Raw genomic sequence first — 14,283 nt, forward strand, 5'->3', positions numbered from 1 at the left:
CGCGCACCGACCCCTGGGACAGGTCCTAGAGCGGGGTGTGCGCGATCACGACCAGGTAGGCGCCGTAGGCGAACGAGAGCCCGGCCAGGGCACCGACCACGAGGGTCGCGTGCCAGGGCCGGGCTCTCGCCGTTCGCACCAGGGCGCGGGCCAGTGGCAGCAGCAGCGGGAACGCCGGGAGCAGGAAGCGTGGCTTCGACTCGAAGAACCCCGAGCCGCCCACCGCGATGAGCAGCAGGATGCCGCTGTGGACGAGCAGCGGCAGGGGCGCGCGGTCCGCGATCAGCAGCAGGTACAGGAGCACGGCCGCGGCGACGATCACCATGGTCATCGGGAACACGAACCGGTCGCCGTGCAGCAGCAGGTGCTTGACGAAGTGGAGCGACCCCTCGCCGAGGTCGAAGCGCGAGCCCCACAGCCGCTGCACCTGGAAGTAGCCGCGCAGCCAGTCCCCCTCGCGGTGGCCCACCCACAGCACGTAGCCGGTCCAGCCCACCGGCGCGAGCGCGGCGCCCGTCCACACCCTGTGGGAAACTTTTCCGCGGTTCCGCCAGATCTCGTGCGCCGCCGCCACGAGGACCGCCGCGGCCACCGCGAAGCCGTTCGGCCTGGCCAGCCCCGCGAGCGCGGCCAGCGAGCCGGCCCACAGCCAGCGCCCGTCGAGCAGCGCGTACAGCGACCAGGCGGCGAACGCGGTCAGCACGGGCTCGGTGTACGCCATCGACAGCACCACCGAGTGCGGCAGCAGACCCCACAGCAGCACCAGCGCCGTACCGACCGCACGGCCGTGCAGCCGGGCCCCGATCGCGTACACCCCGCACGCCGCGGCGGCCGCCGCGGTCCAGGAGACCAGCAGACCCGCCGAGCCCCCGGTCAGCGGTGTCACCGTGGTGACGGCTCGTACGAGGGCCGGGTAGAGCGGGAAGAACGCGAGGTCGCTGTGGATCACCGTGGGATGGAAGAACAGCGTTCTGCCGTAGCCGTGCGCGGCGATCCCCAGATACCAGTCCGAGTCCCAGGACCGGGCGAGCAGGGCGACCGGGTGTCTGCCGGTGGCCCAGGCGGTCCCGGCGAGCACGAGGAGTCCGGCCAGGCGCGCGGCCGCGAACACCCCGAGCGCCGTGATCGCGGCGGACGGCAGGCTGCGCGCGGCGCGGGAGGCGCGGGAGGCGCGGGAGGAGCGGGAGGGCCGGACGGCACGGTCGCCGGGCTCCGGGGGAGCGGGGCGAGCGAGGGTGGTCGGGTGGGTCACACCCCGAACTGTGTGTTCCGCACGGGGTATTCGCGAGCTTTGATCGTCCGTGCGGGTTCCGTTGCGGGGCCTCCGGCGCGCCGCCCGCGCGGGGGGTGCGGGCGGTGCTAGGCGGCCGGGCCGGGCCGCTCCCCGACGCTCCCCAACGGCTCCGGGCCGCTCCCCGACAGCTCCGGGACGCCTCCTCGGGAGTGGTTCCGAGCCCGCTGGAGACATTGCCTCGGGAAAGTCCCCCGGATTCCGGATACCGGATACCTGTCGATGTCCACCGCGGACCCTTCCGGACCCTTCCGGACCCTTCCGGACCTGTCCGGACCCTTCCGGGGCTGCTGTCCCCAGGCAGTTCCCGGGCCGGAACATTGCCGCCACCGGGCCATGGCGCGTGGGCGGCGGTGCCGCATAATCCTCGCGTGTCACAGACCCCGGCCCCGATACCGGCCCCGATCTCGTCCTGCTCCGCTCCCGCGGACACACCCGTCTGGTCCTCCGAGGAAGCGGCCCGGTGGTCGCACCTCCGCCATGCCCCCTGGGCCCGCCCCCTCTGGTCCGTCCTGGCGCTGCTGATCACCGTCGTGTGGGCGATCGCGGTGGCGCCGGAACCGCCGTGCACCGATGCCGCGCCCTGCGGTGCGGACTGGCCGGGCATGGTGGAGGTGGGCCTGGCCGCGGGTCTCCTGTACTGGCTCGCCCGGCTGCCGGAACTGGCGCTGGTCGCGGCCCCCGCGCTGGCGGTCGTCGTGGCCCGGCTGGAACTGCCGGACGCGGGCCCGGACTCCCTTGCCGCGAACCTCTGCGTCCTCGCCGCCCTGGCCTTCGGATGGGCCGCCGCCCGTGAACGTCTCGCCGCCCGTCGTCGGCAGCGCGACCTGGTGGAGGGCTCCGCGGGCGCCCGGCACCCGCTGCCCGGACCCCTCGCGCCCCTGCGCCGCGGAATGATCCCGATCGCGGCCGGGCTGGTCCTTGTCGCCCTCGCCGTCTTCTTCGTGGCGCAGGGACTCTCGGGCATCCGGGACGACGAACGGCACGCGGGCCGCGCGGTCCGTACCGTGGCGAAGGTGGCCGGCCGGAACGACGAGTCGGTCCGGGTCCGTACCGACGACGGGCGGCGGCTGACGCTCGACTCGCTCTACCCGGAGGACCATCACACCGGCTCCGCCGTGAACGTGCTGGAGGACGGCTCGTGGCGGCGCCTTGCCTCCGAGCCGTACGACGCGATGGGCCCGCAGTTCGGGGTACTGGCCGCCGGCCTCCCCGGGCTCTCCCTGCTCGTCACCGGTCTGCTCTCCCGCCGCCGGGCCGCCGCGCTGCGCCGGGGGCCGGTTCCGGTCCTGCGGGTCGTGGAACGCCTGGACGACGACGGCCTGGTCTGGATCCACGCGGGCGACGACACCGCCGCGCGTCACCCTGTTCTGGGCGCGAATTTCGTCGCCGACGCTCCCGGCACGAACGGGCGGGGCCCGTGGCGCTCAGTCACCGACGACCGGGACCAGTACCGCCACTCCTCGCACGCGGCCCCGGACTCGGACTCGTACGCGGTCCTGGACACGGCCCCGGATCCGGAAGCACTGTTCTCGTCCGCCGCGCGGCCGCGCGAGGCCCTCCTGTTCGGCTCTCCTTACGACGGTGGCGAGTTGCTGCTCGTCACCACGTTCCGGGACGGCGAGCCGGCGGTCCTCCGGACGAGCGGCTCCGTCCGGATGCCCTACCCCGGAAGGAATCCGGGACGCGCCCCGCGCCCGGAGGCGGACACCGTGGCCGCCGAGGCCCGCGCCGCCGCCACCCCGGTCCCCGCGACGCTGATCACGACAGGTCGCCCGCTGAGCTGGGGACCCGGCGCCCTGGCGCGCGCCGGTGGTGCGGCCCTGGCCCTGAGCATGATCGGGGGCGTGGCCTTCACCACCCGCTCCCTGGTGACGGACGGGATCGGCGTGCGGGAGGTCTTCTTCCTGCTCTGCCTGCTGACCTGGCTCGGGACCGCCGCGGAACTGATCAACTGGCGTGTCATCGCCGACAGTTCGGGGGTGTGGCTGACCGGGGTGTGGAAGGTACGGCATGTGCCGTGGGACCGTCTGCGGCCGGTCCGGTACACCAAGGAGGGGAGCGTGGAGACCAGGCTCCCGGACGGCACCGACTGGCGGCTGCCCGGCCTCGGAATGCCGAAACTGGAACGACGCCTCGGCCTCGAACCCTCCTGTGCCCGCATGGCCCAGGAGATCAACGCGCTCCGCCACCACCCCGAACTGCGCCCCACCGAAGCGACCGAACGCCGAGCCCGCGGCCTTCCCCTCGGCCCCGCCCTGCTCACCCTCACCACGGCCGTGGCCCTGGCCTGGGCTTTCCACTGACGCACGGAAGGCACCCTCGGCCGGGGCCGGTTGAAGGCCGCGTGCCACCGTCACCGAGGCGACCGAGCCCTGGCCGCCCTCCGTCTCTCGGGCTCACCGGGCCCTTGTCCGCGAGGGCCCGGCAGCCCGCGGACCTCCTCAAAGAACCGGGAGAAAGAACTCCCGCCCACCCGCCCTCCCCGGCCGGGAGGCCCTCGTCACCCGTCCGAGTGATCGGCTTGCGGTCGCCGGATCCGGGCGGCTACGTTCGCCGCGACAACCCCATACAGACGACGGCCCCCGGCCGGGACGGCAATCCCGATCGAGGGCCTGACCGATCAGGAAGAAAGACGCTTCCCGATGGCTGAACCGCAGTCTAACGCGCGCCTGCGCGCCGACGCCGTAGCTCCGACATCCGGAGTGATTCACGTACGGACCCGGCTGAACGCCGACTTCACGGTGATCTCCAACGCCCTCGCCCAGCGGCGCGGCAGCGCGGTCACCGTGGGCGTCGCGGTGTACATCCTGTCCCTGCCGACCGGCATGCCGGTGAGCATCAGAGCCCTGTGCGAGCACTTCAGCGAGGGCGAGATCCTCATCTCGCGAGCGCTCAGGGAGCTCGAAGCGGCCGGATACCTGGCGCGCCGACGCGAGCGGACGCCCGCCGGGCAGGTTCGTACCCGGACGTACTTCTACGACGTACCCGGCGGCGGTCCCGACCCCGATTCCGATCCGGACGGGCCTCCCGAGCCACCTCTCACGCCGCGTCGACCTCGGAAGACGCCTCCGGCTGCGGCGGTTGAACCCGCGCCCGTGGTCGTACAGGAGCCCGCGCAGGTGCCCGCCCCAGCGGGGGCGGAGAAGCCGGTACCGCTCGACGACGCCGATCCCCGAGCCGTCGCCGTACTCGCCGCTCTGCGCCAGGTCGACCCTCGCCTCGTCCTGTCCGAGCAGGAGGCCGCCCGCCTTGCCCCTGCCGTAACCCGCTGGCTCGCGGCGGGCCTTCTGCCCACACAGATCACGGACCACCTCACCGGAGGACTTCCAGCCCACCTCCTGGCCCGCCCGGCCGGCATCCTCGCCTACCGGCTCAAGGAGACTCCCCTGCCCACACCGGCGACAAGGGCAGAACCCTCGGCCGGTCAGGAGGTCGTGCCCATGCGGAACTGCGACGGCTGCGACCGCGGATTCCGCTCGGAACAACTCGGCCGCTGCCGCGACTGCAGGCGGCGCGAGCAGCACCTCTCCGACGCCGCCTGAGCCCGTGGCTGGGTGTGCGATCCACCTACGGATGGGAGGCTTGTTTGAGCGCACGTGGCCCTGACGGGCGGGTGCTGCCGGGGCAGCCCGCCCGTACACGTCACCGACTCGCGGCGGGCGTGAGCAGTCTTCAGTGCTGTTTCCGCAGGCCGGCGAGCCTTTCGCTGGCTTCGCGCAACTTGTCGGTCTGCTTGCAGAACGCGAACCGTACGAACGGTGCGCCCGCCTCGCGGTGGTCGTAGAAGACGGCGTTCGGGATGGCCACGACGCCCGCGCGCTCCGGCAGGGCGCGGCAGAACGCGAAGCCGTCCGTCTCGCCGAGCGGCCGGATGTCGGTGGTGATGAAGTAGGTCCCCCGCGGCCGGAAGACGGCGAAGCCCGCCTCGGTGAGACCCGCCGCCAGCACGTCCCGCTTGCGCAGCATGTCCGCGCGGAAGTCCTCGAAGTACGCGTCCGGCAGCGCGAGCGCCTCGGCGACGGCGTACTGGAAGGGTCCCGACGCCACGTACGTCAGGAACTGCTTCGCCGACCGTACGGCGCCGACCAGGGCCGGGGGCGCGGTCACCCAGCCCACCTTCCAGCCGGTGAACGAGAACGTCTTGCCCGCGCTGCCGATGGTGACCGTCCGCTCGCGCATCCCCGGCAGCGTCGCCAGGGGCACGTGCTCGGCGTCGTCGAAGACGAGGTGTTCGTAGACCTCGTCCGTCACCACGAGCAGATCCCGTTCGACGGCGATCCGCGCGATCTCCGTCAGCTCCGTGCGCGTGAGGACGGTGCCGGTCGGGTTGTGCGGGGTGTTGATCAGCAGCAGCCGGGTCCGCTCGGTGACGGCGTCGCGCAGCTCGTCGAGGTCGAGCCGGAATTGCCGCGGCCCGTCCCCGTCGTCGTCGGTCTCGTCGGGGCGCAGCGTCACGGGTACGCGCGTCCCGCCCGCCATGGCGATCGAGGCCGCGTACGAGTCGTAGTACGGCTCCAGGGCGATCACCTCGTCGCCGGGTTCCAGGAGCGCGAGCAGCGCGGCGGCGATCGCCTCGGTGGCGCCCGCCGTCACCAGAACCTCGGTGTCGGGGTCGTACGACAGGCCGTAGCGGCGTTTCTGGTGCGAGGCGATCGCGGTGCGCAGCTCGGGGACGCCCGGACCCGGCGGGTACTGGTTGCCGCGTCCGTCCCGCAGCGCGCGGACGGCCGCCTCCCGGATCTCCTCGGGACCGTCGGTGTCGGGGAAGCCCTGTCCGAGGTTGATCGAGCCGGTGCTCATCGCGAGGGCGGACATCTCGGCGAAGATCGTCGTCCCGAACTCGGCGAGCCGACGGTTCAGAAAGGGGCGCGCACTGGAGGTCATGCCGGCCATCCTCCGCCCATCCTCCGGAGTTCCTCAACTCACCTTCGCCGACCGGTACCTGCGCACGTGCGCTGCGCGTCACCTCTGAGCAGGGCGGCGCTGTGGCCGACTGTCGTCATCCGCCGACACCGGTCACCCTCGGACGGCCCCACGTTCGTCGCGCTGTGACCGTCTGGCATGCTGCGCGGGCGATCATGCGCAGACGGGCCGCATACGGCCGGGGGAGGCGGGACGGACATGACGGAACCCCAGGTGAGCGGGGCCCCGGCCTCGGAGGAGATCCGCTTCCGGCTCGGCGTCCGGCAGCGTCTGACGCCCGTGATCCCCGCAGTCCTGATCCTGGTGCTCGACACCCTCAATCCCGCCAGTAGAGCGCCGTTCGGGGTGTGGTTCTTTGTCACGTGGGTCGTGTTGGTGCTGCTGTTGACGGTGGCTTCGGCCACCTCCCCCTTCGGGATCACGTTGACCCCCTCGGCCGCTCTGGTCCGCAACCTCCGCCGCCGTACCGTCCCGTGGGCGTCCGTGCAGAGTGTCCGTGTCGAGCAGGTCATGGGCGGCCGGGTCGTCGTGCTGTACGAGGCCGGCGGCCGCCGCACCCGACTCCGGGCACCGGTCACCGGATTCCTCCAACGGGACCGCGACTTCGAGGAGAAGTTCCACGTCATCGGGCAGTGGTGGCTGGCACACCGCGGCAGCGACTGGGTTCCCGTTCCGCCTCCCGGCACCGGCGCACCGAACTGGCGTTGACGCTGCGGGGCTCCCTTCACTTCCACGCAGGTCAGGAGCCGTCTCCCTTCTGGATGCTCTGGACTTCCTCAACTCTGCTTTGGGGCGGGAAGCGTGCGGGCATCCCCCTGTCACGCAAGGCTGGAACCGAGAAACACGGCCCACGGGGGGCCGCTTCGGGGGAACGGAAGGAGGGTGACGCCATGGTCATCGGCATCATCCTGGCGGTCGTCCTGCTCGTTGTGATCATGGGGGTCGTCGGCGGGGGGAAGAAGGGCAAGGGGCGCTCGTCCACGGGCGTGGTCGGGGGCCGGAGGGGGCGGCGCTCCTCCCGGAGTGGCAGTGGCGGCGACAGCAGTTGGTGGGCCGGTGGTGCGGGTGGTGCCGCGTCGTCCTGTTCGTCCGGCGGCTCGTCCGGTGGCCACCACGGCGGCGGGCACTCCTGCGGGGGGCACTCGTCGTGCGGAGGCTCGTCCTGCGGAGGCGGGTCCTCGTGCGGCGGGGGCGGATGCGGCGGAGGCAGCTGACACGGGGCAGCCGAGCTCCGAGAGGGGACGTGTCCGAGCCCTGGGAACGGAACCCGTCCGAGATTTCGGAACGGAACCCGTCCGGATTCTGGAGGGGAGTGTGTCCGGACTCCGGAGGGGAGCGTGTCCCAGCGCGCGAAACGTGCCCGTCGGCCGACCACTGTCGGCGGGCACGTTCGTGCGCCGGGCGCACGTCGTCGTTGAACAGTTGAGCTGTGGAGCCCTCGGGGGGATGGAAACCCCACGAAGTTGGGTAAAAACGCTGTGGCGGCAGCACAGTTCATGATTCCCTCTAAACCACCAAAGCGGCCCTGGTACATCACCAAGCAGCCCTGGGCCGACAGGCCTCGGAAGTCCATCGGATGGTCCTATCGGACGCGTCCGCCGGAAGCCCTTCCGGCCGGGCCGGCCGGGCCGTTCCCCCGGTGTTGACCGGGTGCGCAGGAACCCCACCTCACCTTTGCGTGCTAGCGGAGCCGACCCATGCTCACGACCCTGAAAACCTCGTACACCGACACGCGCGCGGCCGATCTCGCCTGGGCGCTGGGCCGCGAACCGCTGCCGGCCCTCGCCACTCTCGATCTCGAACTGGACGGTGCGAAACTCCAGTTGAGACTTCTCGGCGCGTCCCACCAGGTTCTTCTGGAGGAGGAGCGGGGCAGTTGTTCGGAGACCGTCGCCTGTATCGCCGGCAGCAGCACGCCCCTGCCGCTCGGCGTCGCGAAGAGGTTCGACGACTGGGAGTACGAGTTCGCGGCCCGCGTCGAGATCCTGTCCCCCGGCTCCTTCGAGGGCCGCGCCCAGGAGTTGCTGGCCCTGGTCTCCGGCCACCCCCAGGGCCTCGCCGGTGTCTTCCCCGGCAGCCCGCACGCGTTCACGGCGATGCTCGCCCAGCGGCATGAGGGCCAGGTCCACTGGCGTACGTGGCACGCGTACCCGCAGGACGGCCAGTTGGTCGCGACACGCACGCGAGTCGGCGTACGGACGGAAGCCCTCAGCGCGTCCGGCGTCTGACGGTGAGGCGAAGCGACGAGAGCGTGGGGGCTTGCCCGGGGTGGGGCCGAGGGACACGTCCGGCATGGGTCGAGGGGACATCTCAGGGGCGGGTGTGAGGTTCGTGCTCGGGGCGGGCGTGAGGTTCGTGGCCGATGTGCCCGACCAGGGAGCCCGGTTCGCGCGCGAGGGTTCGGGATCTGTGGGCCGGGAAGATGCCCAGGTCAACCCAGTACACCAGGAAGAGCAAGGGTTTCCACACGTGTGGGTGACGAGACGTAGTGGCGGCGTGACGTAGCGTTCACGGAGTGATCGAACCGCACGCGCCAGCCCCGCCCGGCGTGCCGCCGCCCTGGGGCCTCCAGGGCCAGGCGCGGCTGCCCGTCCGCCCGGGCATCGGCAGGTTCCTCGTCCTCGCGTGCGTGTTCGTCTGCGCGGCCTGCGGACTCGTGTACGAGCTCGAACTCGTCGCCCTCGCCTCGTACTTGATCGGCGACTCGGTCACCCAGGCGTCCGTCGTGCTCTCCGTCATGGTGTTCGCCATGGGCGTCGGCTCTCTCGCGGCGAAGCGGCTGAGCCCGTGCGCCGCGGCCGGTTTCGGCGCCGTCGAGGCGGTGCTGGCCCTGGTCGGCGGATGCAGTGCGATGGCTTTGTACGCGGTGTTCGCCTGGACGGGCGGCTGGGGCGGTTTGTGGGCCGACGGACCCCGCTGTCTGCTGGTGGTCTTCTCGCTCACCATCGGCCTGCTCATCGGCGCCGAGGTCCCGCTGCTCATGGAGCTCATACAACGCATCCGCCGCCAGGACCCCGGCGGCGCGGTCGCGGACCTGTTCGCGGCGGACTACGTGGGCGCCCTCGTCGGCGGCCTCGCCTTCCCGTTCCTGCTGCTGCCCCTGCTCGGCCAGCTCTCCGGCGTGCTGCTGACCGGAACGGTCAACGTGATCGCCGGCGGCGCCCTCGTACTCGGGCTGTTCCGGGGCGACTTGACCCGCCGCGCGCGCTGGACCCTGGTCGTCGCCAACGTCGTCGTGCTCGGCCTCCTCGCCTCGGCCGCGATGCTGGTCGACGACTTCGAACGGGCCGCGCGGCACGCCCTGTACGGGGCGGACGCCCGCGTCGCGCTCCGCACCGGCGTCCAGGAGGCCGTCCTCGCCGGAGGCACCCACGGCCGTCCGCTCCGCTTCTTCCTCGACGGCCGCCTGCGCTTCAGCGGCCGCGACGAGCGCCGTTACCACGAGGCGCTCGTCCATCCCGCGATGAACGGACCGCACGCGCGCGTGCTCATCCTCGGCGGCGGTGACGGGCTCGCCGCCCGTGAGGTGCTGCGCCACCCCGGTGTGCGCCGCGTCGACATCGTCGAACCCGACGCGGACGTGGTCCGGCTCGCGCGCCACGACGTCGCGCTGTCCGCCCTCAACGATCACGTGTACGACGACCCCCGGGTCCACGAGGTGACGGTGGACGCCTTCAGCCGGCTGCGCTTCGACCGGTCGACGTACGACGTCGTCGTCTCGGACCTGCCCGACCCCTGCGTCACCGCCGCCACCAAGCTGTACTCCCAGGAGTTCTACGGCCTCGCGCGCCGCGTGCTCGCGCCCGGCGGGCGTCTCGTGGTCCACGCCGGGCCGCTGGCCGACCGGCACCGGGCGTTCTGGACGGTCGACGCGACGATCCGGGCGGCGGGCCTGTCCACCAAGGCCTACCGCGTCGGCGGGCCCCCGGGCGCCCCGGGCGACTGGGGTTTCATCCTCGCCTCCCGGACGCCCGCGCCCCTGCGGCTGGACTCCTCCTGCCCGCGGCTGCGCACCCTCACCCAGGCGGCCCTGACCGCGGACGCGCGCGCCGCCTCCCGCACCCGCGGTCACCGTCCGCTCCCGCCCTCCACGCTGGTGCATCCGCGGTACACCGACTGAGGGCGAGGCCCGGGAATCCCGGGATACGCGGGTGCGCTCCGGTTCGTGCTGGGTAGGCTCGGGTGACATGGAGCATGAGGTGTTCGTTCCGTTTCCGGCCGGGCGGTTGCGAGAGGTGCTGGCCGATCCCGTCCGGGTCGCCCGCGCGGTCCCGGGTCTCCAGCAGGACGCGTCGGCCGGCGTCGGCAATGCGGCCGAGGTGGACGGGGGTGGGGCCTCGGGTGCCGGGCACGGGCGGGGCGTGGGGGACGCGCGGGTCTCCGGGCGGCTGAAGGTCCGCGTCGCCGGTCACACGATCACCTATCGCGGCGCGTTCCGTGTCTCCGCCCGGGGCGACGGCTCGTACGCCGTCGAGGGCGACGCCACGGAGGTGCGCGGCGGCGGTGCGGTGAAGCTGGCGCTGACCCTGCGGCTTCTCCCCGCCGAAGGCGGCACCACCCTCGCGTTCGGCGGGACGGCCTCCGGCGACGGCCGGGTGGCGGAACTCCCGCACGACGCCGTGGCCTCGACGGGCACGCGCCTGCTGACACGTTTCGGCGAAGCCCTGGCAGCGGACCTCGCCTCACTACCCGGCGCAGGCGCAGGCGCAGGCTCCGACGCGGGTACCGGATCGGGATCCGAGGCCACGACCGAGCCCACACCGGCCCCCGAGACCGGACCGGCCCCCGAGCCCACACCGGCCCCCGAGCCCACACCGGCCCCCGAGACCGGACCGGCTCCCGAGACCGGACCAGCACCTGAAGCCGAAACCGGCCCCGAGTCGGAAGCGGGACCCGAGCCGGAAGCCGGACCGGCGCCCGCCGCCGAGCCCGAGGGCGGGCCCGCGCCCGATGCCGAATCCGTAGCCGAACCCGAACCCGAACCCGAACCCGATGCCGAACCCGACGCCGAAGTCGTCCCCGGGTTCGAGGCCGACGTGACCTCCTCCCCGCTCGGCCCCGCGAGCGAGGACGACGAGTTCGACCGGGAGGACTTCGTGGCGGAGACCGGGGAACCGGGGCGGGCGGACGCGATGGCCGAGGCGGCGCACGCGCGGCGGACGATGATCGGGCGCAGCGCGGAGGAGGTCGACCACGCCCCGCCGCGCGGTCGCTACGCCCCCGTCCCCCCGCCGGAGGCCACCGCCGCACGCGACACCCTCCGCTGGGCGGCCCCCGCGGCGGCCCTGGCGCTGGCCTCGGCGATCGCTCTCACCCGGGCCCTGCGCAAGCGCCGTTGAGCCGGTGACGAGGCCGAGGGAATCGCACGGTACTCCCGGGCGGTGACGAGGGCGGGGGAGCCACACGGTGCTCCCGCCCCAGTAGGGTCGGCTCCGTGAGTAACGAAGACATCACGCTGACCGCGGACGACGCGGAGGTGACCGTGACGCCGGGCAACGGCGGACGGGTCGGGAGTCTGCGGGTCGACGGCGTCGAACTGCTGCGGCAGGGCGCGAAGTTCGGGTGCTTCCCGATGGTCCCGTGGTGCGGACGGATCCGCGACGGCCGGTTCCTCGACGGCGCCGCCGTCCGGCAGATGCCGCTCAACTCCCCGCCGCACGCCATCCACGGCACCGCCCGCGACGGCGCCTGGAAGAGGGCCCGCGTCACCGCGGACGAGGCCGTGATCACGTACGACCTGGTCGAGCCCTGGCCGCACCCCGCCCGCGTCACCCAGGCGTTCACCCTCACCGGGGACAGCCTGGCGATCACCATGGCGGTGGAGACGTACGGCGAGTCGTTCCCGGCGCAGATCGGCTGGCATCCCTGGTTCAACAGGAACCTGGGAGACGGCGGCGAGGACGCCCGGGTGGACTTCCTGCCCGCCTGGCAGGAGGAGCGGGGCGACGACCACCTCCCCACCGGCCGCCGCGTCGATCCGGCACCCGGCCCCTGGGACGACTGCTTCGGCATGCCGGAGGGCGTCGACGTCACGCTCACCTGGCCGGGGCGGCTGGAACTGAAGGTCGCGAGCCGTGAGCAGTGGGTCGTCGTCTACGACGAGCAGGAGGCCGCCGTGTGCGTGGAGCCGCAGACGGGTCCGCCGAACGGACTCAACACCCACCCCCGGCTGGTCACACCCATCGAGCCCCTCGAAGCCACCACGACCTGGAGCTGGCGGCGCCTCTAAGCTGGCCTCCATGAGTGATGTACGCGGCACGCTGCTGCAGCAGATCAAGGACAAGGCCGTGGTGCACGGCAAGGTGACCCTCTCCTCGGGCCTTGAGGGCGACTACTACGTGGACCTGCGCCGGATCACGCTCGACGGCGAGGCCGCTCCGCTCGTCGGGCAGGTCCTCCTCGACCTCACCGCGGGCCTGGACTTCGACGCGGTCGGCGGGCTGACGATGGGCGCCGACCCGGTCGCCGGGGCGATGATGCACGCCGCCGCCGCCAAGGGCCGCAGGCTGGACGCGTTCGTCGTCCGCAAGGCCGCCAAGGCGCACGGCCTGCAGCGCCGTGTCGAGGGTCCCGAGATCAAGGGCCGGCGCGTCCTCGTGGTCGAGGACACCTCAACCACGGGCGGCTCCCCGCTGGAGGCCGTCCAGGCCGTCCGGGAGGCCGGGGCCGAGGTCGTCGGCGTCGCCACGATCGTCGACCGCGCCACCGGTGCCGCCGAGAAGATCGAGGCCGGCGCCGGTGTCCCGTACCTCTTCGCCTACTCCAAGGGCGAGTTGGGACTCGACTGACGGAGCTCCCGCGGGGCCCCGCCGAAGGCCGGGTCCCGCATGTCGGATGGGGGTCTGGAGCATCCGGCGATGTCTGGAAAGATGGGGCCGACGATGACGTCGCCCCCCTAGGTCAGGGCCAGAAGCACCAGTCCCGTCGTACCGCAGCAGCAGTACGCAGACCCGCACATACAAGGAGCGGACAGATGCCCATCGCAACCCCCGAGGTCTACAACGAGATGCTCGACCGGGCGAAGGCAGGCAAGTTCGCCTACCCGGCCATCAACGTGACCTCGTCCCAGACCCTGCACGCTGCGCTGCGCGGCTTCGCGGAGGCCGAGAGCGACGGCATCATCCAGATCTCCACCGGTGGTGCGGAGTTCCTGGGCGGCCAGCACAACAAGGACATGGTGACGGGCGCCGTCGCCCTCGCCGAGTTCGCGCACATCGTCGCCGCGAAGTACGACATCACGGTCGCGCTGCACACGGACCACTGTCCCAAGGACAAGCTGGACGGCTACGTACGTCCGCTGCTCGACATCTCCGCCGCGCGCGTCGCCAAGGGCGAGAACCCGCTGTTCCAGTCCCACATGTGGGACGGCTCCGCCGAGACCCTCGCCGACAACCTGGCCATCGGCCAGGAACTGCTCGCCAAGGCCGTCGCCGCGAAGATCATCCTGGAGGTCGAGATCACCCCGACCGGCGGCGAGGAGGACGGCGTCAGCCACGAGATCAACGACGAGCTGTACACGACCGTCGAGGACGCGCTGCGCACCGCCGAGGCCCTCGGCCTGGGCGACAAGGGCCGCTACCTGCTCGCCGCCTCGTTCGGCAACGTGCACGGTGTGTACAAGCCGGGCAACGTCGTCCTGCGCCCCGAGCTGCTCAAGGACCTCCAGGAGGGTGTCGCCGCCAAGTACGGCAAGGCGAGCCCGTTCGACTTCGTCTTCCACGGCGGCTCCGGCTCCACCGCCGAGGAGATCGCCACCGCGCTGGAGAACGGCGTCGTGAAGATGAACCTCGACACCGACACCCAGTACGCCTTCACCCGTCCGGTCGTGGACCACATGTTCCGCAACTACGACGCCGTCCTGAAGGTCGACGGCGAGGTCGGCACCAAGTCGAAGTACGACCCGCGCACCTGGGGCAAGCTCGCCGAGGCCGGTATGGCCCAGCGTGTGACCGAGGCCTGCGCCGCCCTGCGTTCCACGGGCACCCGCCTCAAGTAGTCGACCGGGGACCGTCCGGTGGTCGTACGGCCGCCCGCTGATCGTCCCCCGGGAAGGGCCCGGCACCTGC

At 72.4% G+C, this 14,283-nt stretch carries 11 protein-coding genes; 9 read left to right on the forward strand and 2 right to left on the reverse strand.

The genetic code is table 11. The annotated features are described in order from the left end of the window. Nucleotides 1-25 precede the first annotated feature (25 nt). Complete coding sequence (locus tag ACWEBX_RS16020; RefSeq protein WP_451885457.1) at nt 26-1,252, reverse strand: hypothetical protein; 1,227 nt, start codon at nt 1,250-1,252, stop codon at nt 26-28. A 410-nt stretch (nt 1,253-1,662) separates the two neighbouring features. Here ACWEBX_RS16020 and ACWEBX_RS16025 point away from each other — a divergent pair, with 410 nt between their 5' ends. Together ACWEBX_RS16025 and ACWEBX_RS16030 are read left to right on the forward strand one after the other, a co-directional pair. After that, on the forward strand, nt 1,663-3,597 hold the full coding sequence (locus ACWEBX_RS16025; RefSeq protein WP_451885458.1) for a hypothetical protein: 1,935 nt from the start codon (nt 1,663-1,665) through the stop codon (nt 3,595-3,597). A gap of 339 nt (nt 3,598-3,936) precedes the next feature. Beyond that, nucleotides 3,937-4,836 carry a hypothetical protein gene (locus ACWEBX_RS16030; RefSeq protein ID WP_451885459.1) on the forward strand — a complete coding sequence of 300 codons (900 nt, stop codon included), beginning with the start codon at nt 3,937-3,939 and terminating at the stop codon, nt 4,834-4,836. Between the two features lie 130 nt (nt 4,837-4,966). On the opposite strand, the gene ACWEBX_RS16035 is transcribed toward ACWEBX_RS16030, so the two are convergent. Continuing rightward, nucleotides 4,967-6,187: a pyridoxal phosphate-dependent aminotransferase gene (locus ACWEBX_RS16035; protein WP_451885460.1), complete on the reverse strand. Its 1,221-nt coding sequence runs from the start codon at nt 6,185-6,187 to the stop codon at nt 4,967-4,969. Between the two features lie 228 nt (nt 6,188-6,415). Here ACWEBX_RS16035 and ACWEBX_RS16040 point away from each other — a divergent pair, with 228 nt between their 5' ends. The 7 genes from ACWEBX_RS16040 (at nt 6,416) to fbaA (ending at nt 14,213) form a co-directional block, all read left to right on the forward strand. Further along, complete coding sequence (locus tag ACWEBX_RS16040; RefSeq protein ID WP_451885461.1) at nt 6,416-6,925, forward strand: hypothetical protein; 510 nt, start codon at nt 6,416-6,418, stop codon at nt 6,923-6,925. Nucleotides 6,926-7,914: 989 nt separating this feature from the next. Beyond that, nucleotides 7,915-8,445, forward strand: a complete 531-nt coding sequence (locus ACWEBX_RS16045; protein ID WP_451885462.1) for a DUF2617 family protein — start codon at nt 7,915-7,917, stop codon at nt 8,443-8,445. 287 nt (nt 8,446-8,732) lie between these two features. Continuing rightward, nucleotides 8,733-10,337 (forward strand): polyamine aminopropyltransferase, encoded by a 1,605-nt coding sequence (locus tag ACWEBX_RS16050; RefSeq protein ID WP_451885463.1) that lies wholly within the window; start codon nt 8,733-8,735, stop codon nt 10,335-10,337. 67 nt (nt 10,338-10,404) lie between these two features. Further along, nucleotides 10,405-11,556, forward strand: coding sequence for a carbon monoxide dehydrogenase (locus ACWEBX_RS16055; RefSeq protein ID WP_451885464.1), 1,152 nt, complete (start codon nt 10,405-10,407; stop codon nt 11,554-11,556). A 95-nt stretch (nt 11,557-11,651) separates the two neighbouring features. Beyond that, complete coding sequence (locus ACWEBX_RS16060; protein ID WP_451885465.1) at nt 11,652-12,446, forward strand: aldose epimerase family protein; 795 nt, start codon at nt 11,652-11,654, stop codon at nt 12,444-12,446. Between the two features lie 10 nt (nt 12,447-12,456). Beyond that, entirely contained in the window at nt 12,457-13,005 is a 549-nt protein-coding gene (gene pyrE, locus ACWEBX_RS16065) for an orotate phosphoribosyltransferase (RefSeq protein WP_451885466.1), read from the forward strand. A 185-nt stretch (nt 13,006-13,190) separates the two neighbouring features. Next, on the forward strand, nt 13,191-14,213 hold the full coding sequence (fbaA, locus tag ACWEBX_RS16070; protein ID WP_451885467.1) for a class II fructose-bisphosphate aldolase: 1,023 nt from the start codon (nt 13,191-13,193) through the stop codon (nt 14,211-14,213). The last annotated feature ends 70 nt before the right edge of the window (nt 14,214-14,283 follow it).

Source organism: Streptomyces sp. NPDC005070 (genome assembly GCF_053600395.1).